This window comes from Cohnella massiliensis (assembly GCF_900169535.1).
GTDB classification, from domain to species: Bacteria; Bacillota; Bacilli; order Paenibacillales; family Paenibacillaceae; genus Cohnella; species Cohnella algarum.
The window spans coordinates 25,284-46,272 of record NZ_LT821255.1 but is presented as its reverse complement, the minus strand read 5'-3'; the positions used below and the strand labels follow the sequence as shown (position 1 = coordinate 46,272).

16 protein-coding genes and 2 pseudogenes are annotated in these 20,989 nt (G+C 60.4%); 13 read left to right on the top strand and 5 right to left on the bottom strand.

What is annotated here, in order from left to right; all coding sequences use genetic code 11:
* Window positions 1-130 precede the first annotated feature (130 nt).
* From B7E11_RS03525 to B7E11_RS03510, 4 genes are all read left to right on the top strand, one after another.
* Window positions 131-1,423 (top strand): ABC transporter substrate-binding protein, encoded by a 1,293-nt coding sequence (locus B7E11_RS03525; RefSeq protein ID WP_176220590.1) that lies wholly within the window; start codon window positions 131-133, stop codon window positions 1,421-1,423.
* Between the two features lie 68 nt (window positions 1,424-1,491).
* Entirely contained in the window at window positions 1,492-2,364 is an 873-nt protein-coding gene (locus tag B7E11_RS03520) for a carbohydrate ABC transporter permease (protein ID WP_176220589.1), read from the top strand.
* A 10-nt stretch (window positions 2,365-2,374) separates the two neighbouring features.
* Entirely contained in the window at window positions 2,375-3,241 is an 867-nt protein-coding gene (locus tag B7E11_RS03515; protein ID WP_080832241.1) for a carbohydrate ABC transporter permease, read from the top strand.
* 5 nt (window positions 3,242-3,246) lie between these two features.
* Window positions 3,247-4,722: a sulfatase gene (locus tag B7E11_RS03510; protein ID WP_080832240.1), complete on the top strand. Its 1,476-nt coding sequence runs from the start codon at window positions 3,247-3,249 to the stop codon at window positions 4,720-4,722.
* Between the two features lie 33 nt (window positions 4,723-4,755).
* On the opposite strand, the gene B7E11_RS03505 is transcribed toward B7E11_RS03510, so the two are convergent.
* Window positions 4,756-5,379: a TetR/AcrR family transcriptional regulator gene (locus B7E11_RS03505; RefSeq protein ID WP_080832239.1), complete on the bottom strand. Its 624-nt coding sequence runs from the start codon at window positions 5,377-5,379 to the stop codon at window positions 4,756-4,758.
* A 169-nt stretch (window positions 5,380-5,548) separates the two neighbouring features.
* Here B7E11_RS03505 and B7E11_RS03500 point away from each other — a divergent pair, with 169 nt between their 5' ends.
* Entirely contained in the window at window positions 5,549-6,739 is a 1,191-nt protein-coding gene (locus B7E11_RS03500; protein WP_080832238.1) for a YhgE/Pip domain-containing protein, read from the top strand.
* Window positions 6,740-7,348: 609 nt separating this feature from the next.
* Here B7E11_RS03500 and B7E11_RS03495 read toward each other — a convergent pair.
* On the bottom strand, window positions 7,349-8,092 hold the full coding sequence (locus B7E11_RS03495; protein ID WP_080832237.1) for an alpha/beta fold hydrolase: 744 nt from the start codon (window positions 8,090-8,092) through the stop codon (window positions 7,349-7,351).
* Window positions 8,093-8,227: 135 nt separating this feature from the next.
* Here B7E11_RS03495 and B7E11_RS03490 point away from each other — a divergent pair, with 135 nt between their 5' ends.
* Window positions 8,228-9,169 (top strand): helix-turn-helix transcriptional regulator, encoded by a 942-nt coding sequence (locus tag B7E11_RS03490; protein WP_080832236.1) that lies wholly within the window; start codon window positions 8,228-8,230, stop codon window positions 9,167-9,169.
* Window positions 9,170-9,175: 6 nt separating this feature from the next.
* A pseudogene (locus tag B7E11_RS28760) lies at window positions 9,176-9,271 on the top strand (SDR family oxidoreductase); the annotation flags it as partial.
* Between the two features lie 52 nt (window positions 9,272-9,323).
* Here the strand turns inward: B7E11_RS28760 and B7E11_RS03485 are convergent.
* Both B7E11_RS03485 and B7E11_RS03480 read right to left on the bottom strand, forming a co-directional pair.
* The gene (locus B7E11_RS03485; protein WP_080832454.1) at window positions 9,324-12,446 is read right to left on the bottom strand and encodes a hybrid sensor histidine kinase/response regulator; all 3,123 of its coding nucleotides are present in this window, start codon (window positions 12,444-12,446) and stop codon (window positions 9,324-9,326) included.
* Between the two features lie 36 nt (window positions 12,447-12,482).
* Window positions 12,483-13,709: an MFS transporter gene (locus tag B7E11_RS03480; RefSeq protein WP_080832235.1), complete on the bottom strand. Its 1,227-nt coding sequence runs from the start codon at window positions 13,707-13,709 to the stop codon at window positions 12,483-12,485.
* 114 nt (window positions 13,710-13,823) lie between these two features.
* Between B7E11_RS03480 and B7E11_RS03475 the strand changes: the two genes are divergently transcribed.
* Together B7E11_RS03475 and B7E11_RS03470 are read left to right on the top strand one after the other, a co-directional pair.
* A complete protein-coding gene (locus B7E11_RS03475) occupies window positions 13,824-14,630 on the top strand; it encodes a helix-turn-helix domain-containing protein (protein WP_080832234.1) in 807 nt (268 codons plus the stop codon).
* A 45-nt stretch (window positions 14,631-14,675) separates the two neighbouring features.
* On the top strand, window positions 14,676-15,065 hold the full coding sequence (locus B7E11_RS03470; protein WP_080832233.1) for an MmcQ/YjbR family DNA-binding protein: 390 nt from the start codon (window positions 14,676-14,678) through the stop codon (window positions 15,063-15,065).
* A gap of 7 nt (window positions 15,066-15,072) precedes the next feature.
* Here B7E11_RS03470 and B7E11_RS03465 read toward each other — a convergent pair.
* A pseudogene (locus B7E11_RS03465) lies at window positions 15,073-15,540 on the bottom strand (SDR family NAD(P)-dependent oxidoreductase); the annotation flags it as partial.
* 145 nt (window positions 15,541-15,685) lie between these two features.
* On the opposite strand from B7E11_RS03465, the gene B7E11_RS03460 reads away from it, so the two are divergent.
* The 4 genes from B7E11_RS03460 (at window position 15,686) to B7E11_RS03445 (ending at window position 20,983) form a co-directional block, all read left to right on the top strand.
* Window positions 15,686-17,326: a glycoside hydrolase family 53 protein gene (locus B7E11_RS03460; RefSeq protein WP_080832232.1), complete on the top strand. Its 1,641-nt coding sequence runs from the start codon at window positions 15,686-15,688 to the stop codon at window positions 17,324-17,326.
* Between the two features lie 220 nt (window positions 17,327-17,546).
* Entirely contained in the window at window positions 17,547-18,797 is a 1,251-nt protein-coding gene (locus B7E11_RS03455; RefSeq protein WP_080832231.1) for a sugar ABC transporter substrate-binding protein, read from the top strand.
* 18 nt (window positions 18,798-18,815) lie between these two features.
* A complete protein-coding gene (locus B7E11_RS03450; protein WP_080832230.1) occupies window positions 18,816-20,144 on the top strand; it encodes a carbohydrate ABC transporter permease in 1,329 nt (442 codons plus the stop codon).
* Window positions 20,141-20,983, top strand: coding sequence for a sugar ABC transporter permease (locus tag B7E11_RS03445; protein ID WP_080832229.1), 843 nt, complete (start codon window positions 20,141-20,143; stop codon window positions 20,981-20,983). The genes B7E11_RS03450 and B7E11_RS03445 overlap by 4 nt, the downstream gene beginning before the upstream one ends.
* Window positions 20,984-20,989: the final 6 nt, after the last annotated feature.

The window sequence follows — 20,989 nt, the reverse complement described above, 5'->3', positions numbered from 1 at the left end:
GCTATAATACTAACCATTGGCGAGCATTAATACAAGTAAATTACTCGGAATAGTAAACTTGTACTTCAGACCGGACGACCGGATGGCATGCTGCTTGTCTGATCACATCCAGAGGACAGGGGGAACCCGCATGAAAAAAAGATCGATTGCAACTCTCGCGATGCTGCTGGCGCTGGCATTGGCGCTGGCGGCCTGCTCCGGCGGACCGTCCGAAAGCTCGAACGCCGCAGCATCGGATCCAAACGCAGAGGAAATTGTCTTGAAATTCTGGTACCCGGGAACGGACGAGATTTTGACGGGAGCGGTCAAGCAGGTCATACAAAAATTCGAGCGGACGCACCCCGGGATCAAGGTGGAGCTAACCTCGATTCCGTGGGCGGACTATTTTCAAAAATTGACGGTCGCCTATTCGGGCGGCTTGCAGCCGGACATCCACGGCCTTGGCTTCGGCCAACTGATCTCCACGGTGGATCAGGGCAAATATTTGGACCTGTCGCCCTATATCGAGGCGGACCGATGGGAAGGCAAGGACGATTTCTTCCCGGACATTCTGGAGGCCGGGCAGTACGAAGGCGGGCAATACGGGCTGCTGCTGCCGGAAATCCGGCCGCTGGCGTGGCGGAAGGACTTTTTCGAAGAAGCGGGGCTCGATCCGGAAAGCCCGCCGAAGACGTTCGACGACATTTTCGCCTATGCCGAAAAGCTGAAGAAGGCCGAGAACGGAAAAACGACGCGCGCCGGCATCGACATCCAGACGAGCAACGGAGAACAGTCGTATTTGTCGCTGCTGCTGCTGCTCGGGGAGGATTTCTACGACGCGGAAGGCCATCCGACGTTCGACTCGCCGGCCTCCGTCGGCCTTGTCGAAAAGATGGTCGATCTGTACGAGTCGGGCGCGATCATCGCCTCCAACCAGCAGCAGGTGAACGGCACGCCGTTCGTCAACAGCCAGGCGGCGATGGCGTTCGTCTCCACGGCAGGAGCGGCATCGCTGCAGCAATCGATCGGCGCGGACAAGATCGGCTGGACGCTGCCCCCGGCAGGGCCGGAAGGCAAGCAAACCGCGCTCATGCTCGGCACGTTCCTGACCGCCGCGCAGAAGACGAAGCACCCGGAAGAAGCGTGGACGTTCATCAAATTCTGGTTCGAGAAGGAAAACGTGCTCGAATTCGCGACGAAGACGGGATCGATCCCGCCGCTGCGGTCGGCGAAGGACGAATTCGTCAAGCTGGGCGACGGCAACGAGGTCGCGTTCGAAGCGATGAACGACGCGCGGGGGTACGGCGCTTCCGGCCATTGGGCGATTAACGTGAAGTATTTGCGCCTTGCGCTCGAGGAGTCGTTCAACGGCATCAAGCCGCCGGCGGATGCGTTGAAGTCGAACGCGGAGATGGCAAGAGAGGAAATCGCCGCCGCCAAGTGAGCGGCATGAGCGCAGGACCCGCAAGGCCGCCGCGCCCGGCGCGTCCATTGGTTTCGAGGAGGAACGAGATGCAAAAAGGCTGGAACCGAGTCATACCGTATTTGCTCATTCTGCCTAACGTGCTGTTGTTTGCCGTGTTCGTGCTGGTTCCGATCCTGTGGATCTTTTATTTGAGCCTGACCGACTATTCGATGCTGAGCGCGCCGGTTTGGACCGGCCTCGCAAACTATTCCCGGCTGCTGCACGATTCGATTTTTCACCGCGCCGTCGCGAACACGGCCTGGTACTGGATCGGCACGGTCGTGCCGGGCATGGCGATCGGGCTTGTACTGGCCAATCTGCTGTCGATGAAGCTGCGCGGGCTTGCCGCGTTTCGCGCGCTGATTTACTTGCCCGGCGTCATCTCGTCGGTGGCGGTCGCGATGACGTGGCTGTGGATGCTCGACCCGGCGCAGGGGCCGGTCAATCCGCTGCTCGAGTTTTTCGGAATCGAGGGCCGAAATTGGCTTGGCGATCCCGCGACATCCCTGGAAACGGTCATCGTCATTGGCGTATGGACGGGGATCGGCTACGCGATGATCGTGTTTTTGGCCGGCATTCAGAGCATCCCGGAAAGCCTGTACGAGGCGGCGAGTCTGGACGGGGCCTCCGGTTTCAGGAAGTTATGGCACATTACAGTGCCGCTGCTGAAGCCGATGACGCTGTTCCTGTTCATCACCGCCACGATCCGCTCGTTCCAGGTGTTCGATCTGGTTTACGTCCTGACGGGCGGCGGACCGGCCAACTCCAGCACGACGATCGTCACGCAAATTATCGGGGCCAGCTTCCAGGAGTACAGGATGGGTTACGCAGCCGCGATGGCGGTGTTTCTGCTGGCCGCCACGCTGGTCGTGACGCTGATTCAGTACGGCATCGGCAGCCGGAACCAGGCGGCCGAATAGAGGTGAACGGATGAAACTTTCGAAGCTCGAACGAACGGCGGCCTACCTCGCGCTGGTGCTTTTCTCCGCCGCGACGGTGCTGCCGCTGCTGACCGCTTTTTTCACCTCCATGAAGGGGGACGAGGAATTTTCGCTCGGGGCGATGCGGCTGCTGCCCGCATCTTGGCATCCGGAAAATTACACCCGGGCGATGCGGATGGGGGACTGGCCGACGTATTTCAAAAATTCGGCGATCGTGACGGCCGTCGCGGTGGCGGGGAGTCTCGCGTTCAACTCGCTCGCCGGCTTTACGTTCGCCCGCCTCCGGTTCAAGGGCAAGCAGCCGATTTTCCTGACGCTGCTCGTCGGCATGATGGTTCCGGCGCAGGTCGTCGTCATCCCCCAGTTTCTCATCCTGAAGTCGGTCCCGCTCTTCGGAGGGAACGACTGGCTCGGCGCCGGCGGCAACGGATGGCTGGACAGCTATTACGCGCTAATCGTGCCGGAGCTGGCCGGGGCGTTCGGCGTGTTCATGGCCCGCCAGTTTTATTTGCAGTTCCCGCGCGCGCTCGACGATGCGGCGTATATCGACGGAGCCGGCTATCTCCGGCTGTTCTTTTCCGTATATTTGCCCCAGAGCGGGCCGCTGCTCGCTACGCTCGGCATTTTCAAGTTCGTGGCGGTGTGGAACGACTTTTTCCACCCGCTCATCTATACGAACAGCGAAGCGATGCGCACGCTGCAGCTGGGGCTGCAGGTGTTCCGCGGCGAGCACCAGGTGCAGTACAACCTGCTCATGGCGGCGTCGCTGCTCGTGTCGCTGCCGATCGTCGTCATGTTTTTCGTGTTCCAGAAACAGTTCATTCGCAGCATGGTGGCATCCAGCGTGAAAGGGTGAATTCGATGAAAGCGATTATGGTCATGTTCGACACGTTGAATCGGCACATGCTGTCTCCGTACGGCGGTCCCGATTGGATCAAGACCCCGAACTTCGAGCGGCTGGCGGCCCGGACGGCGACGTTCGACAACAGCTATGTCGGGAGCATGCCCTGCATGCCGGCGAGAAGGGAACTGCACACCGGGCGCTACAATTTTCTGCACCGCAGTTGGGGACCGCTGGAGCCGTATGACGATTCGGCGATCGAGCTGCTGGGGGAAGCGGGGGTCTACACGCATCTCGTCACGGATCATCAGCATTACTGGGAGGACGGCGGCGGGACGTATCATCCGCGCTACCGGTCGTTCGAGCTGATCCGGGGGCAGGAGGGGGATCCGTGGAAGGGAGAGGTGAAGGATCCGGAAGGCTTGAGCCTGGAAGGACTTCACCCGATCGCCCGGAATATGTTCCGGCAGGACCGCGTCAACCGCGGGTATATTCGGGCCGACGACGAGTTTCCGCAAGCCCGGACGTTCGCGGCCGGCCTGGAATTTCTGGAGCGGAACCATAGGGAGGACCGGTGGTTTCTGCAGATCGAGACATTCGATCCGCACGAGCCGTTTTACAGCCCGGAATCGTTCAAAAAGCTGTACGCCCACGAGTACGACGGCCGCCTCGGCGACTGGCCGGTTTACGGCCCGGTGACCGAGTCGGCGGAGGACGTGGCGCACATGCGCTGCGAATACGCGGCGCTGCTCGCGATGTGCGACCATTACCTGGGCAAGGTGCTCGACGCGATGGACCGGCTCGATCTGTGGAAGGATACGCTGCTGATCGTCAATACCGATCACGGCTTCCTGCTCGGCGAGCACGACCAGTGGGCAAAGTGCGTGCAGCCGTTCTACAACGAGGTGGCGCATACGCCGCTATTCGTCTGGGATCCGCGCGCCGGCGTGCGGGGAGAGCGCCGGCAAAGCCTCGTGCAAACGATCGACCTTCCGGCGACGCTGCTGGACTTCTTCGGCGCGAAGCTGCCGCCGGACATGCAGGGCAAGCCGCTCCGCCGGACGATCGAGACGGACGAGCCGGTGCGCGAGGCGGCGCTGTTCGGCATTCACGGCGGGCACGTCAACGCGACGGACGGCCGCTACGTGTACATGCGGGCGGCCGCGTCCGGGAAGAACGAGCCGCTGTACGACTATACGCTCATGCCGACGCACATGCGCAGCCGGTTCCATCCGGCGGAGCTGACGCGGCTGGAGCTGGCGGAGCCGTTTTCGTTCACGAAAAACGTGAAGCCCTTGCGCATTCCCGCGCAAACCCGGGGCGATCTTCATGCTTATGGAACGCTGCTGTTCGACGTGCGGGAGGATCCGCGGCAGCTTCGTCCGTTTCGCGATCCGGAGATCGAGGCGCGGATGATCGGGCTGCTGCTGAAGCTGATGCGGGACAACGACGCGCCCGTAGAGCAGTACGAGCGTCTCGGGCTGACGGCCAAGTGACGGGCCGGCCGCGCCGCGAGCCGGGCGGGCGGTTCAGTCGACCGGGCGAATGCCCGCGCTGGCCAGGGGGCCCTGGCTGATCAGCCGGGTCATCATCCTCGCCATCTCCGCAGGCGATTGCTTCCGTCCGGTTTCGATCCAGTGCTGAATAAACCCGAAGTTGGCCGATGTCGTATAGGCGATGACGAAATCCAAAGGAATGGGAACGCGGTCGTCCTGCCCGAACAGCCGCAGCGTTTCGAGGACTTTGCCGTAAATGCGTTCCCTCATCAATTCCTTCACGCGGCCGATGAAGGACAGGTCGCCTTTCGGGCCCAGCATGACGCCGGCGAAATCGGCATGTCGTTCCCAATATTCGAAAATGGAGACGAGCCCGGGATAAGGCTCGTCTTTGTCCGCATAACCGGCGATATCCTGAATATTCATGTGGGCGGCGATTTCTTTCAGCCCGTCGATGATCTCCTGCTGAAATTGTTCGACCAGGTCGTACACGTCCCGATAATGCAGATAGAACGTTCCCCGATTGATTTCCGCGCGCGCCGTCAGATCGCTGACCGTAATATGATCCATTCCCTTTTCCCTCATCAGTTCGATAAGCGCCTGACGAAGCAGTTTCTTCGTGCGTACGGTACGGCGATCGGCCGCTTTTTCCGGCATGGGGATCCCCCCCTTTCTAAATTTGCAGGCAATCCTCGACAATCCGTGACGGCCCCGTTCAGTACTGAACACTTCGCCGAAAACTGACGATTGCAGTTCTCTTTCCCCTCATTATAATTAACGCTGTGGCTAGTAATCAACAACTTGTTCATAAAAGTGAGGGATCGAGATGACAACTTTTTTGAAATCGAAGTTCGTGCCTATTGCGATCGTGGCCTTGTTGGTTGTGTTGACGGTTTTCGGGCTGGCGATGATGGGGTCCGTGCTGGGGGCGAAGCCCAAAGCTTTGCCGGTCGCGCTTGCCGTTCTCGACCGTCCGGCCGAACTGCCAACGGGTGAGCAGTTGGCTTTGGGAGAGGCGGTCAAAGGGAATCTGCTCGGACTGGAGCAACTGCCGGTGGAGTGGAGAACGGTCGGATCCGAGGAAGAAGCGCTGGAGGCCATGAACGGGCAGGAGGTTTACGGCGCGCTCGTCTTGCCCGCCGATTTCAGCGCCGGCGTGCTGTCGGTATCCGGACCGGAACCCGCGCCGGCGACGGTGAAAATCTACTTGAACGAGGGGATGAACCCACAAGGGGTTTCCGCCGTGAGGACGATTCTGCAGCAGGTCGCGGGCAATGTCAGCCGGGAGCTGACCAGGCAAGTGCTGGAGCAGGTCGGCCAGCGCGCCGAACAGGTTCCGGTCTGGACCGTGCAGGCGCTGCTTGCCCCCGTGCAAATCGAAGAGACGTCCGTGAATCCGGTTGGCGCCAACAACGGGAGCGGCAGCGCGCCGAACATGCTGACCCAGATCGTCTGGATGGGGACGCTGGTGCTGAGCGTGCTCCTGTTTCAAGCGGTCAAAAGCGCGAGAGAGGCCGGAGGCAGATGGGGCGCGTTATCGGGACAAGCACTGACCGGAATCGTCCTGGCGATAGGGGCGTCCGGTTTCCTCGTCTGGATGGCGACAGCCTGGTACGGAATGGAATTGACGGATTCGGCGGATGTCTGGCTGTTCCTGAGTTTGGCGGCGATCGCGTTTTTCCTGATGCAGTCGGCGCTGTTCCACTGGCTTGGCCTCCCGGCCGTGGCCTTGCTCGTACTGCTGCTGTTTTTCTCGCTGCCGATTCTGAATCTCGCGCCCGAATTCATGCCTCAAGCGACGCGGGATTGGCTGTACTCGTGGACGCCGTTCCGCTACGTCGCCTCGGGGCTGCGGAATGTCATGTATTTCGGCGGGGAGCGCGAGATGGGCTTGTCCTACGCGGTGCTGTGGAGCCTGGCGGGTATCAGCCTGGCCGTCCTGTTGGCAGCGGGTTTCCGCAAAGGGCCCGGCCGCGCCGCGAGCCGGGCGGCGGAATCGCGCGGGGAAATGACATAGTCGCGGTAATCGTTTCGATGAAGGAATAAGCGTCTTGAGATGGCTGTAAAAAGGAACGGCCATTCCATTCAATCAATCACGCTCTTGCGCATAAGGGACGCGGATGAACGTCTTTGTTCATTCGCGTTTCTTTGAATATCGGAAAGTTTAAGTTCTTCATCTTGCGAAAAAATTTTGCGGAAAATGGAGGGAGGAGGGGCAAGCGGAGGGAAGACGGATGGAACCTATGTTGGATTTTGTCCCATCAAGGGAGCGGAAAACGGGGAAACCGTGGTCTAGAGTGGATTTTATCCAACTTTGAACTTGGAATTTGGGTAAAAACGCGGAAACGGCCTCGCCAGATTGGACAAAATCCAACGAAGCCGGATAGTTTCGCGAAAAAGCCGTTTTTGGTTGGACAAATTCCAACCAGGCTTCGCCGAACCCCGCGCCACCCCAGGCAACCCGCGCAATCAACGCGCCGCCCTGTGTCATCCCGCACTACCCCGCGCAATCCCGCGCCCTGCGTCATCCCGCGCAACCCTGCTTCGTCAATGCGTCCCCTCGTTCATCCTGCCAGGAGCTTTATCGGGCTGGCAAAGGTTCTGGAAGAGCCGCGCTGAAGCGGCCCTAGGCTTGGCGCCAGGCGTCCGCTTCCGCCGGAAAGCGGCGCAGGATCGCCCGGAGTCCGTCCGGATCGCTCAGCATCGGCAGATGGCCGGCGGCCAGCGTGCGGACGGCATGCGGGGCCAAATTCGCGATCATCCGGTTTTGCAGGGCGGGGCCGAACTCCTTGTCCCGGGTCAGCTTGACGTACAGCCTGGGCACGTCCGGCACGGGAGCGTCGGTCCGGTCCGTATACGCGCGCACGGCCTCGGGCACGAAGCCGCGCACGACGGCTTCCGCGAGGTCCGCCGGAAGGTCGTTGCACAGGCCGGCCCGAATGGCCCCTTCCGGCGGCTTCGTCCCCATTTTGCGCAAAATTCCCGCCATAATCGCCCGCCTCGGCCACGGCAGCGCGGACAGGAAGGAGCCGCCGTTTTTCGGGACGGCCGCTCCCACCGCGACGAATCCCGCCACCCGATCGGACAGCTCGGATGCGAGGCGAAGCGCCGGCAGGCCCCCGAGCGAGTGCGCGACGAGGACGAACCGCCTCGTTCCCCAGGCTTCGATCTGCCGCCTCAGGCAATCGGCATATTCCGCAAGCGACAGCCCGCCGCGCGACTCCGCCGGGCCTTCGCGGCAGGGGAACTCGGCTAGCAGGCAAGGAGCGTCCAAATTTTCCGCCACCCGGCTCCAGACCCGGCCGTTAAGTCCGGCCCCGTGAATAAAGACGAAGCCCGTTTTTTCCGATTCCCGCGTTTGATTGATCATACCGGTTTCCCCCTTGAATTTGTTGCGAATGTTCTTTCAAGGTAAAGATAACGCATAAACAGGACATAATTTGACTTATTTAAGTGATAAACTAAACTAAAAGTAATTTCATCCGTTCGCAAAGGAGGAGCCGGTATGGCGAAATCGTCGCGCCTCATTCAAATGATCATGTGGATCAACGCGAAAAGATCGTTCACGGCGCAAGAGATGGCCGACGAATTCGGACTGTCCGTCCGAACCGTCACGCGGGATTTGCAGGAGCTGAGCGCGCTGGGCGTGCCGGTCTATTCCGTCCAGGGACGCGGGGGAGGATACAAGCTGCTGCGGGAACGCGTGCTTCCGCCGATCAGCTTCTCCGAGAGCGAAGCGACAGCTCTGTTCTTCGCGGCCCAGTCGCTTGAATTTTTCGGCTCGCATCCGTTCGGCGAGGTAACCGGCGCCGCGCTGCAAAAGTTTTACCACTACTTGCCCGCCGACAAAAAAGAACAGATCGACCGGCTCAAGGGCCGGGTTATGTTCTGGAGCCCGTATCGCCCGATGTCGCCGGACATCCTGCAAACGCTGCTGCAAGCCGTCATGGGCGGCGTCGTCGTCACGATCGACTACAACTCCGCAAGCGGAGTCTCGAAGCGCGATATTCAGCCCGTCGGACTCTACGCGAGCGACGGCTACTGGTATTGCCCGGCCTATTGCTTCGTTCGGGAAGAGGTCCGGCAATTCCGGGCCGACCGCATGCTGTCCGCCGCGCCGAACGAAGCCGTCCGGCCCCGGGAGGAGGTCCGGCGGAAAACCGTGCTCGGCAAGCCCTCCAAAGCTCACTTGGAACAGGCCGGGCTGCGGGTGGAGCTGACGAAAAAGGGCGTATGGCTGCTGGAATCGAACCCCCGGTTCGCGCCGTTTATCCGGCGCAGGGAGGACGGCGGCGGGATCGCGAACGTCCGGATCGCGGCGGAGGATTTGTTTTTTTATGCGGATCTGGTGTGGGGGCTCGGAAGCGAGGCCAAAATTACGGAACCGCCGGAAGCCGTCGCCTACATCGGGCGAAAGCTCGAAGCGATGCGGGCGTTGTACGGTTGAACGGCGCTGGCCCCGGCATACATTTATCTGGCGTCGGAGGATTCTTCCTTCGTGACCGGCCAGGTGCTGCACGTCAACGGCGGCATCATGACGGAAACCTGATCCGGAGCCAACGAAAAAAGCCGCGCGGAGCGCGGCCCTTGGCGGTCTGCCGTCAGCCCGGGTCGGAAATTTCAAACGACACCGTCGTTCCTTTGCCGAGCTCGCTCTGAACGGACAATCCTTTGCCGTACATTTGCAACAGCCGCCGGTTCGTATTGGACAGACCGATTCCGGACTTGTCCTTCTTCGGCGCTTTCAGCAATTCCCGGATTCGTTCTTCGCTCATGCCGGCGCCGTCGTCGATCACTTCGACGAGAGCGAACCGTTCCCGGCGGACGATGCGAATCCGGACCGTTCCCCCGTCCGCCTGCCGCAGCACGCCATGCCGGACCGCGTTTTCCACGAGCGGCTGGATCGTCAACGGAGGAAGCCGGAAGTCGATTCCCGGCTCGACTTCCCAGGACACCTGCAGTCTATCCTCGAAGCGCTCTTTTTCGATGTACAGGTATGCTCGCACAAGGTCCAATTCGTGCGAGAGCGAAACCAGCTCGCCGGTGTTCAGGAAGTGGAAGCTGATCCGCAAATACGAAGTGAACGCGTTGCCGAGCTTGCGCATTCTCTCCGAGTCGATCTCGCTTAGCGCCATAATCGAATTCAGCGTATTGAACAGAAAATGGGGCTGGATTTGCGCCTGCAAATAGGCGGCCTCCAAACGCAGCTGTTCGTGCACCGATCGTTTCAACGAGGTAAGCGACCAGATGCGGTATTTCAGCTCCATGGCGTCGACCGGCTTCGTCACGTAATCGTTGGCCCCGGCCCGAAAGCCGGCGTAAATGTCGGCGGGCTCGCCGCGCGCGGTCAGCAGCAGCACCGGCAGCTCGGAGGCGGAAAACCTTTTTCTTACCTTTTGCGTCAGCTCGTAGCCGGACATTTGCGGCATCATCACGTCGGCGATTATCAGGTCCCACGGCTCCGCGCCCAGCAGCTCGAGCGCTTCGCGGGCCGACGTGACCGAGCGGATGCGGTACGGCTCCGACGCCAGAATGCCGGCGAGCACCTTCAGGTTGACGGCGTCGTCATCGACGATCAAAATCGTCGCGCCATGCTCTCCCACGGGCGGGGACGCTGCGGGCGAAGCGTTTCGCCCGGCGGCGGAAGCGCCCTCCAGGCTCCGGGCGGCGGCGACTTCCGCGTACGGTTCCGCAAGCGGCGGAACCGGCTCGTCCGGCATGGAAGCCTCCGGCAGGGCCGCCCGTTCGGCAAGCGGAAGCGTCAGCTCGAACGTCGAGCCTTTGCCGGGCTCGGAGCGCACGGTCAGTCCGCCGCCGTGAAGCTCGGCGAGCTCTTTGCTGATGCTGAGGCCGAGCCCGATGCCGCCGCCGTCGCCGGGGCCTTGCTCGTAAGGCAGAAAAATGCGCGCCTGCGTCTCCTCGTCCATGCCCGATCCGGTGTCGGTTACCCGAACGGCGATCGTGCCGTTCCGGATTTCGGCGGAGACGGCGACCGTTCCTTCTTCGGTATGCTTGATCGCGTTATGCACCAAATTGTACAAAATTTGGACGAGCCGCTTTTCGTCGGCCAGCGCGGGCGGGAACGAGTCCTCGATTTCGGACTTCAACCGAACCGGCTTCCCCTCGGTCAAATAGTTCAGCATGTCGATGACGCCCGACGCGACGGAAGACAAGGATATGGGCTTCTTTTGCAGAATGATGCGCTTCTCCCGCAGCCGAACGACATCCAGCAGATCGTCCAGCAGGTGGGACATTCTCCGGCCGATCGTGACGAGCAGCTGCATGTCTTCCGCGCTTTTCCCGTCCATCGACTCCTTTTCCTTGATCGCGACGCTTTGGGCGATGCTCATCATGCCGTGCAGCGGCGTTCTCAGCTCGTGCGACGTATGGGCCAGAAACCGGTCTTTCCGTTTGTCGGCCGCCAGCAACTGCTCGTTCAGCTTGGCGTTCTCCTCGGCATTGCGGAAATACCGCTTGAACCAGTAAGTCGAGAAGCCGATAATCGCCGCGATAATATCGATCGGGTAGTAGACCCTGTTGAAGATGAAGATTCCCCAAAAGGCGCTGGAAAAGACGCCGGTAGCGGCAAGCAGCAGAAAAATGCCGTCGTTCTTGTTGCGCGAGAACATTTTCCAGAACAAATAGGCGGACCAGATAAGCGGAGCCAGATAGAGCACGGAAAATACCCGCCATTCCCTGGTGACGTAAACGAGCGAAGCCGGCGCGACCGCCAGAAAGCCGGAATAGAGCAGCAGGACGGCGGTGTAAATGCGGACCCACCGGGTCAGGGACGGCGACTCCAGGGCCGAAAATTTCAGCGCCATCCGCAGCATGAAGAAGGAAAGCCACATATACGAGAGCAGTCTGATCTTGACCATCCACGCAAAGTCGAACGGAAGCCACAGTTGCAAAACGAAGTCGTGATCCGACACGATCGTGGTGCCGGCGGCCAGAAGCAGCAGGAAAAAGACGAGAAACGTCCGCTCGCGGGGCTTGAACAGATACAGGATAAACGCGTACAACCCGTGCAGCATCAAAATGAAGAACGTGGCGAGCTGAAAGCCGATCGAGTACCATCGCTCGGTGTCGATCGCCGCCTGCGAACCGAAGCGCACGGAAGGGACGATGCCGCCGTCATACGGGTGGTCGTAGTTGGCCGCCCGGATCAGCAGCTCGATCTCCTCCGCTCCGTCGGGGATATAAGTCGCCGTATACGAGCTGACTTCCGGCACGTACGCATCCGCATCCTCGGCAGGACGGCCGAACAGCGCCTCCGGCTGACCGTTGATTTCCACGGTGGAAGAGGACTGGATTCGCGGAAACCAGAACCCAAGGGGCTGGTCCGGGGAATCGATCAGAATGCGCAGCCGATAGGTGCCGTAACCGTACGAACCGCCCGAGCCGCTCGAACCGCCGGAATCGTCCGGAAACGCGGCGCTCCAGTCTCCGGGAACGTTCGCGTACCGGGGCTCCGGATTCGCTTCCTTGAAATCCTCGTGCGAAAGCAGGGCATCGGGATAGAACTCCCATTCTCCGTCCAGCGGGATGGACCGGGGAGTATCGAAGTCCCAGTCCCGCATGTCGAGCACGCCCCGAACGACGGGAGGATGCTCCGGCGTGTAAAAAAAATGCGACCATGCCAGGCGCAGCCCGAAAAGGACGGCCACGAACAAAAGGATCACGGCGGTATATTTTAAGATGGATTTCGTTCTGGTTTTGATCATAAAAGGATACATTCGACATCTTTTTGGCAATTCCTTTTACGGGCGCAAAGATTGTCGATCGCGCATGATCCGGGAATCGCCGGGAAGAAACAGCGCAAACAGGCCGAGCAAAGGCAAAAAGGAGCAGACTTCCGTCATCAGGGCGACGCCTGTCCGGTCCATGAGCCAGCCGAGGACGACCGACCCGAGTCCGGCCATGCCGAAGGACAAGCCGAAAAAGAGGCCGGCTATCGTGCCCACCTTGCCCGGCAGCATCTCTTGGGCGTACACGATAATGACGGAGAAGCCGGACATGAGAATTGCGCCGACGGCCAGGCATAGAAGAACGGAGCCGGTCGGGCTGGCGTAAGGGAGCCAGACGGAGAACGGCGCCGAGCCGAGAATCGAAAACCAGATGATTTTTTTCCTTCCGAAGCGGTCCGCCAACGGCCCGCCCAGCAGCGTCCCGAGCATCCCCGCGAATTGCAGGGCGAACAAGGAGATTTGGGCGTTCTCCAGCGGCAAACCGTATTTTTCCATAAAATAAAACGAGTAATAGCCGGTCATGCTGGCGAGGTAGACGAATTTGGAAAACAGCATCAGGATTAAAATGCCGAGCACGGCGACGACAAAGCCGCGCGACAGCGTGCGCTCCTCCGCCGCGGCGGCGCGGCGGTCCGGCTTCGGAAAGAGCCGGATTCTCTCCCGATACCACCGGCTTACGCGCCATTGGATCGCGATGCCGGCGGCGGCCAGCAGCGTGAACCATAAGAAGCCGAGCTGCCCTTGGGGCATCAGGATAAACGCCACCATCAGCGGGGCCAGCGCTTGGCCGGTGTTTCCGCCCACCTGAAAGACCGACTGCGCCAGCCCTCTCCCTTTGCCGGCGGCCAGATGCGCCACGCGGGAGGATTCGGGGTGCAGGACGGAGGAGCCGATCCCGACGAGCGCGGCGGATACGATCAAGGCCGCGAACCCGGGCGAGAGCGCCATGCCGATCATGCCGAGCAGCGTAAAGGCCATGCCCAGCGGGAGCAGGGCCGGCAGCGGCTTGCGGTCGGTATAGGCCCCGATGAGCGGCTGCAGGATCGAGGCCGTCACGTTGAGCGTAAACGCGATCCATCCGATCTGGGCGAAGCTGAGCTGCATCGACGTTTGGAAAATCGGGAATACGGCCGGAACGACGGATTGCATCGCATCGTTAAGCAAATGCGCGACGCTGACGCCGATCAGCATGGCGCCTGCCGCCTGCCTGGCCGTTTCGGCTATCGCGGGTTGGGTCATTCGGATCACCCTTTTTCTTTTTTTCCCATCTTAACGGGCTCTTGCGGCGTTGTCTTCGCGATTATTGCCCGGAACGAAAGCACGATTTGCTATAATAAAGGCGGGTGATCCACGATGATCGTACAAATGGCGACGCCGCAGCTGGAGCTGTGGCGGATTGACGGGGAGTTCGTCAACCTCCCGCATACTCACGACGACGAGTTTCAAATTACCGTTCCGATTCGCGGCGCTTGCCGGTTCACGCAAGAAAACAAGGATTACGACCTGCAGATCGGAGACGGGCTTGTCCAGCATCCCCGGGAGCGGCACTCTTTTCATATCGGGCTTCAATCCGGCGTGCTGATTTTCAAAGTCCGCCAAAGCCGCATGAAGGAGCTTGCCGGAGGGAAGGAACCTGAGTTTTCCTTGCGGCAGCGGCTCGACCCGTCTTCCGTCGCCGGGAAGTTCCGCAAATGGACGAATGCCCTTCTGGCTTGCGACCCGTCGGACCGGCTGGCGAAGGAAGAGACGGAGACGCAGGTGCTGTCCTATTTGTACAACGCCTTGTCCGGCAATCAGCCGCGGGATCGCGGGCGGGCGCCGTCCGCGGCCGTTTTCGGAACCGATCCTTTTTTGGGGCGGGTGCTGGACTACATTCACGCGAACTACGCGGGAGAGATCCGGATCGATACGCTGGCGGAACTCGCGGCGCAAAGCCGATATCATTTTATCCGTTCCTTCAAAGCGGAGACGGGGTCGACTCCGTACCAGTACGTGCTCCGGCTAAGGATGGAGGAAGCGAAGCGCCGGCTGCGGAATTCGGACGAGTCGGTTACGGACATCGGGTTCGGGTTGGGGTTCTCCAGCGCGAGCCAATTTTACCGGGTTTTCATGAAGGCGGTCGGCGTGACGCCCGAGCAATTTCGCCATTTCCGCCGCTAAGGGACAAAATCGGGTTGCGAACATTCGGGATGGGGGGACGAAAAGGTGAATCATGCGCAATTAATCGAGCTCGGGTTAACGTATAAAGGGACAAGCCTGCGGTATCCGTTCGACCCGGATATGGCGGTGCTGTTCGTCGGAAGCAAAATGTTCGCGTTAATGAGCCGTCAAACGGGGGCGGAAAGCGTCAACTTGAAGGTATCGCCGGACGAGGCGTGGCTGCAGCGCGAAACGTATCCCGGCGCGGTGCTGCCCGGCTACCATATGAACAAAAGGCATTGGAACACCGTCCTGCTGAACGGCGAAGTTCCGGACGAGGTGGTCGTTCAGATGTTCCGGGAATCGTACGAGCTGGTGCTGGCCAAAATGCCGAAGGCAGCGCGGGAAGAGATCGCCGCCTCCTTGCGCGAACGGCCGGATCGGAACGGCGGGTAGCCCGATCCTACAACGTCTGCCCGCCGTCAACCGTGACGATTTGCCCAGTCATCGCTTCCTGCTCGAGGGCGGCGCAGATCAAACGGGCGATGTCCTCCGGGGCGGCCGTCCGCCGCAGCAGCAACCGGGGAGCCAGCGTCCGCATTTGCTCCTCCCTGCCGGCCCACCACCTTGTGGCGACCGCTCCCGGGGCTACGCAATTGACCCGGACATCCGGGGCCAGCGCCCGGGCGAGCGATTTCGTCAACCCGTGCACGGCGGCTTTGGAGACGGCGTAAGGCAGGGACGAACCGGAGCCCGTCAGTCCCGCGATGCTGCCGAGGTTGACAATCGCTCCCCGGCTTTGTTTCAAATAAGGGGCCGCGGCTCTCGCGCAAAAAAACATCCCCTTCACATTCACCGCGTAAAGCTCGTCCCAAACCTCCTCCGTCGCGCCCTCCAGGTCGTCGAGCGGGATGTGCCGCGTCCTGCCGGCGGCATAAGATTGTTATATCGCCGGGCGGGCGTTTTTTATATATCTAGCAAAATGAAAACGCTTTATAATTTGAGACGGGAACGATTGGACATCCTGGCCTCGACATCATCTGCCAAAAACTCATTTCAAAAGGAGTGCAAAACGGATGAAGAAGCAGGTGCGAAAACTGGGAATGCTGGCTCTTTTGCTCGGGCTGCTGCTGCCGGCCGCAAGTCCGAAAGCGCAGGCGATCAACCCGGGCGGACTGATCGTAGGTGCGGACGTCTCGATGCTGAACGAAGTGGAAGAGTTGGGAGGGAGCTTTTACGAAAACGGGATTCAGAAGGATCCTCTGGAAATTTTGAGCGGCAACGGCATGAATTACGTTCGCTTGCGGCTGTGGGTCGATCCGTATGACAGTGTCGGGAACCCGTACGGCGGGGGCACGAACGATTTGGCGACGACCATCGCTCTGGCCGAGCGGGCGAAGGCGGAAGGCATGGGCATTTTGCTGGACTTGCATCTGAGCGATTTTTGGGCCGATCCCGGCACGCAGACGAAGCCGAAAGCCTGGCAAAGCCTGACGTATGCCCAATTGAAGACGGCGGTCTACAATTATACGAAAGGCGTCATTACGGCGATGAAAGCCGAGGGCGTGCTGCCGGAAATGGTGCAGGTCGGGAACGAGACCAGCTCGGGCATCCTGTGGGACGACGGCAAGGTTGGCGGCGGCATCGACGATTTTACTCAATTGGGCGAGCTGCTGTCGGCAGGCATTTCGGGCATCGACGACGCGCTCGGCGCCGGGGAGGACGTCGAAATCGCGCTGCATCTGGATCATGGCGGAGACAACAACCTGTACCGCTGGTGGTTCGACAAAATCGAGGAGCAGGGCGTGGACTACGACATTATCGGCTTGTCCTATTATCCGTTCTGGCACGGCACGATGGGCGAGCTGCAGTACAACCTGAACGACATCAGCAAAAGATACGGCAAGGACGTCATGATCGTCGAAACCGCGTACGGCTGGACGCTCGGCGACGGCGACGGCCTGGGCAACTCCTTCTATACGACGGAGGAAAGCGTCGGCGGCTACCCGGCTTCGGCGGCCGGGCAAATGGCTTACATCCGCGATTTGGCGGAAATCGTCCGCGACGTGCCGAACGGAAGAGGTCGCGGCATTTTCTGGTGGGAGCCGGCATGGCTTCCGGTCGAAGGCGCCAACTGGGGGACGGAGGCGGGCAAGCTGTACAATAACGATACGGGGCTGCTGTCCAACCCGTGGGACAATCAGACGTTGTTCGATTTCGACGGGAACGCGCTGCCCACGTTGGCCGTATTCGACGAGGGCGTGCCGGCGAATCGGGTCGTCAACCACGACTTCGAGCAGGACGGCTGGACGAATTCGCCTTCGGGCTGGGGCGTTTGGGCGGGAAATCCGTCCGACTACGACGCGATCAAGGTGGAGGAGCCCGGCGTAACCGGCGATTACAAGCTTACCCACTGGAAGGCCACCGCTTATGAGGCTTCGACCTATCAGACGATTACCGGGCTGGCCAACGGAACGTACTCGCTTACGGCCTGGATCTTGAACGGCGGCGGCCAGAACGAAGTTCATCTTTACGCGAAAAACTACGGCGGCAGCGAGCTGCAGCAGGATCTTCCGGTCAGCGCGGCCAAATGGGTCAAAATCCGCATCGACAACATCCAGGTGACGAACGGCCAGATCGAGATCGGCGTTTACTCCGATGCGAACGCCGGCAACTGGATCAACATGGACAACGTGAAGCTTTATAAAACGAATTGACCGTGTCCGCCGTTTGATTTTTCCGCCCGAATCCCGGTCCTCGCGATCGCGATTCGGGCTTTTGCGATGAGCGAGAGGACGGCCAGCCGTCGCGATCCGGACATAAGATTCTTATATCGCCGGCGGGCATTTCTTATATATAAAGCGGTTTGGAAACGCTTTATAATCGGAGGTGAACGGACGCCTCGCGTTCGGAGCAGAAAAGCAAGGGGGACTCAACATGCCGGTTATCAAAAAACTGTCGGCGGCCGTCGCGATCGCCGTATTGTCCGCCGTCGTGGCGGCGTGCGCCCCGGATCGCGGAGAAGCGATTCCGACGGGCGAATCCGCGACCGACGCGGCCAAGCCCGCGAAGTTGGTCGTATGGGCGAACGACGATGCCAATCACTTGAAGGCGGTCGAGCAGATCGCGCAAAAATACGCGGAGCAGACCGGGATCGAAGTGGAAGTCACGCCCGTGAGCGGCGCGGAGCAGGTTCAAAAGCTCGCGCTCGCCGCGCCGTCCGGCAAAGGACCGGATTTGTTCTATCAGCCGCAGGACCGTCTCGGGGACGTCGTCGCGCAAGGGCTGGCCGATCCGGTCGAGCTGGACGGCGAGGCGGCGGGGGGCTACAGCGAGGCGGCGCTCGAAGCGGTTCGCTACGACGGGGAAACGTACGGCTACCCGATTACGGTCGAAACGTACGCGCTTTACTACAACAAGGAGCTCGTCGCGGAAGCGCCGGCTTCCGTCGAAGACGCCGCCGACGCCGCGGCCGGCCTGACCGATCCGGCCAACGACCGCTTCGGCTTTCTGATCGTGCCGGACTTCTATTACGCGATCCCGTTCATCGCCAACTACGGCGGATACATTTTCGGCGGAAGTCCCGGCAGCTACGACGTGGCCGACATCGGGCTGAACAACGCCGGCGCGGCGGAAGGGTTGACGGCATACCAAGCGTTCATGAAAGAGAACGCCATCCCCGAGACGCTCACGACCGACATCATGCAGACGCTGTTCGCGGAAGGCAAGGCCGGCATGGTCGTCGACGGACTATGGTCGCTCAAGACGTTCGGGGAAAAGCTCGGCGACAAGCTCGGAACGGCGCCGCTTCCGTCCGTCAACGGCAAGCCTTCTCCCTCCTTCGTCGGCGTCAAAAGCTGGTTCGTGTCCTCCTATTCCGTCAGCCCGCAATGGGCGATGGACCTCGCCGCGTATTTGACGAACGACGAGAACGCCCGGCTTTATTACGAGACGACGGGCGAAATTCCGGCGCGGACGGCCGTCACGGCGGAAATCGGGGATCCGCTGTACCAGGGCTTCATCGATCAGATCGCCAGCGGCATTCCGATGCCGAACGTGCCGGAAATGACGCCGGTGTGGGAGATGGACAGCGCCCTGGACTTCATCCTGCAGGGACAGGACGTGCAGGCGGTGCTGGACGAGACGGTGGCAAAAATCGAGCAGCAAATTGCCGCATCCGGCAAATGAAAACGAGGGTGAGACCCGATGGAAACGCGTCTTGAGCGGCCGCCGGGCGAAAAAGGAAGCGGCGCGAACGGCCGGGCCGGGCACAGCCCGGCGGCAGCTCTCGTCCTGTCGCTCCTTTTTGCCGGCCTGGGGCAGCTGTATAACCGAAGCTATGCGAAAGGAATCGCCTTTATCGTCATCGAAGCGGCGTTTCTGGTCGTTTTCGCGGATTTCATCCAGCTCGGCCTTTGGGGCATTTACACGCTCGGCACGATCCCGAGGCTGGATCATTCGATTTTTTTGCTTGTCTACGGCATTTTGTCCGTGCTGCTGCTCGCGATCGCCATCGGCCTCTACGCGCTGAACGTCCGCGACGCGCGCAGGCAGGCGATTCGGATTCGGGAAGGCTGGGAACGGCCGACATGGAAGGAGTCGGTCAAATCCGGGTACGAGCGGACCTTCCCGTATCTGCTCACCGTTCCCGGCTTCCTGATGCTCGTTTTCGTCGTCATCTTCCCGCTGCTATTCGCGATTTCGCTGGCGTTTACGAACTACAACCTGTACAATTCGCCGCCGAAAAATCTGGTGGACTGGGTCGGGTTCGACAATTTCGTCCAGCTGGCCACGGTTCCGCTCTGGAACCGTTCCTTCGTCAGCGTCTTTTCGTGGACGGTCGTCTGGACGGTCGTCTCGACGTCGCTGCAGATCGGCATCGGCCTGTTTTTCGCGCTGATCGTCAACGACAAGCGGATCAAGTTCAAGAAGCTGATCCGGACCGTGCTCATCCTGCCCTGGGCCGTCCCGAACTTCGTGTCGATTCTCATTTTCTCCGCGCTGTTCAACGACCAATTCGGGGCGATCAACCGCACGCTGGCCGGATGGTTCGGCGGCAGCGGCTTGCCGTGGCTGACCGACCCGCTGTACACGAAGCTCGCGCTGATCGGCATCCAGGCCTGGCTTGGCTTCCCGTTTCTATTCGCCCTGTTCACGGGCGTGCTGCAGAGCATTTCGAACGAATGGTACGAAGCGGCCGACGTGGACGGGGGAACCCGCTGGCAGAAGTTCCGGCACATTACGCTGCCGCACGTGCTGTTTGCGACCGGTCCGCTGCTTCTGATCCAGTACACGACCAATTTTAACAATTTCAACATCATCTACTTGTTCAACGGCGGCGGCCCGGCGGTTCGGGGCCAGACGGCCGGGGGGACGGACATTCTGATTTCCTGGGTTTACAAGCTGACGTTCACCAACAACAACTACAGCATGGCGGCCGCCATTTCCCTGATTATCGGCCTCGTCGTCATCGCGTTCGCCTTCTTCCAATTCCGCCGGTCGAAATCGTTCAAGGAGGAGCGGAATTTCCAATGAAAGCAAGCTGGGCATCCCGGCTCGAAGTGGCCGGCATTTACCTCGTTTTGGCCGTCGCGTTCGCCGTCATTCTTTACCCGCTCGCCTGGGCGGCCGGGCTGTCGCTGCAATCGGGCACGAGCCTGTACTCGGCCAGCATGTTTCCGCGCCATCCGTCCCTTGAGCATTACAGATGGCTGTTCGCGAGTCCCGAAAGCGACTACCTGACCTGGTACAAAAATACGCTGATCGTCTCCGCCTCGACCAGCCTGCTCTCGGTGATCGTGACCTCGGCGACGGCGTACGCCCTGTCCCGGTTCGATTTCGTCGGCCGCAAAAGCGGATTGTATGCGTTTTTGCTGCTGCAGATGTTCCCGGTCATGATGGCGATGGTCGCGCTTTACATTTTCCTGAACCTGATCGGGCTTTTGAATACGCTGACCGGACTCGTCCTCATTTACGTCGGGGGGCAGATTCCGTTCAACGCCTGGCTCGTCAAAGGGTATCTCGACACGATTCCCCGGGAGCTGGACGACGCGGCGAAGATCGACGGAGCGGGCCAGCTGCGCGTGTTCGTCCGGATTTTGCTGCCGCTCATTACGCCGATTTTGGCGATCGTCGCGCTGTCCAATTTCATGATGCCGATTTTCGATTTCATCCTGCCGTCGATCATTTTGCACGATTCCGGCAAATATACGTTGGCGGTCGGCTTGTATCACTTCGTCACGGAAAAGTATTCGAACCATTTCACCGTATTCACCGCGGGCGCCATTCTGATCGCGCTTCCGGTCGCGCTGGTGTATCTGTTTTTGCAGCGGTTTTTCATTTCCGGGCTGACGGCCGGGGGGACGAAAGGCTGAATTCGA

Bases quoted from the DNA above. Each gene is read 5' to 3' on its own strand.
- B7E11_RS03455 (WP_080832231.1), top strand. From the start codon at position 17,547: ATGCCGGTTATCAAAAAACTGTCGGCGGCCGTCGCGATCGCCGTATTG.
- B7E11_RS03480 (WP_080832235.1), bottom strand. From the start codon at position 13,709: ATGACCCAACCCGCGATAGCCGAAACGGCCAGGCAGGCGGCAGGCGCC.
- B7E11_RS03525 (WP_176220590.1), top strand. From the start codon at position 131: ATGAAAAAAAGATCGATTGCAACTCTCGCGATGCTGCTGGCGCTGGCA.
- B7E11_RS03485 (WP_080832454.1), bottom strand. From the start codon at position 12,446: ATGATCAAAACCAGAACGAAATCCATCTTAAAATATACCGCCGTGATC.
- B7E11_RS03515 (WP_080832241.1), top strand. From the start codon at position 2,375: ATGAAACTTTCGAAGCTCGAACGAACGGCGGCCTACCTCGCGCTGGTG.
- B7E11_RS03450 (WP_080832230.1), top strand. From the start codon at position 18,816: ATGGAAACGCGTCTTGAGCGGCCGCCGGGCGAAAAAGGAAGCGGCGCG.
- B7E11_RS03500 (WP_080832238.1), top strand. From the start codon at position 5,549: ATGACAACTTTTTTGAAATCGAAGTTCGTGCCTATTGCGATCGTGGCC.
- B7E11_RS03460 (WP_080832232.1), top strand. From the start codon at position 15,686: ATGAAGAAGCAGGTGCGAAAACTGGGAATGCTGGCTCTTTTGCTCGGG.
- B7E11_RS03510 (WP_080832240.1), top strand. From the start codon at position 3,247: ATGAAAGCGATTATGGTCATGTTCGACACGTTGAATCGGCACATGCTG.
- B7E11_RS03495 (WP_080832237.1), bottom strand. From the start codon at position 8,092: ATGATCAATCAAACGCGGGAATCGGAAAAAACGGGCTTCGTCTTTATT.
- B7E11_RS03505 (WP_080832239.1), bottom strand. From the start codon at position 5,379: ATGCCGGAAAAAGCGGCCGATCGCCGTACCGTACGCACGAAGAAACTG.
- B7E11_RS03445 (WP_080832229.1), top strand. From the start codon at position 20,141: ATGAAAGCAAGCTGGGCATCCCGGCTCGAAGTGGCCGGCATTTACCTC.
- B7E11_RS03475 (WP_080832234.1), top strand. From the start codon at position 13,824: ATGATCGTACAAATGGCGACGCCGCAGCTGGAGCTGTGGCGGATTGAC.
- B7E11_RS03520 (WP_176220589.1), top strand. From the start codon at position 1,492: ATGCAAAAAGGCTGGAACCGAGTCATACCGTATTTGCTCATTCTGCCT.
- B7E11_RS03490 (WP_080832236.1), top strand. From the start codon at position 8,228: ATGGCGAAATCGTCGCGCCTCATTCAAATGATCATGTGGATCAACGCG.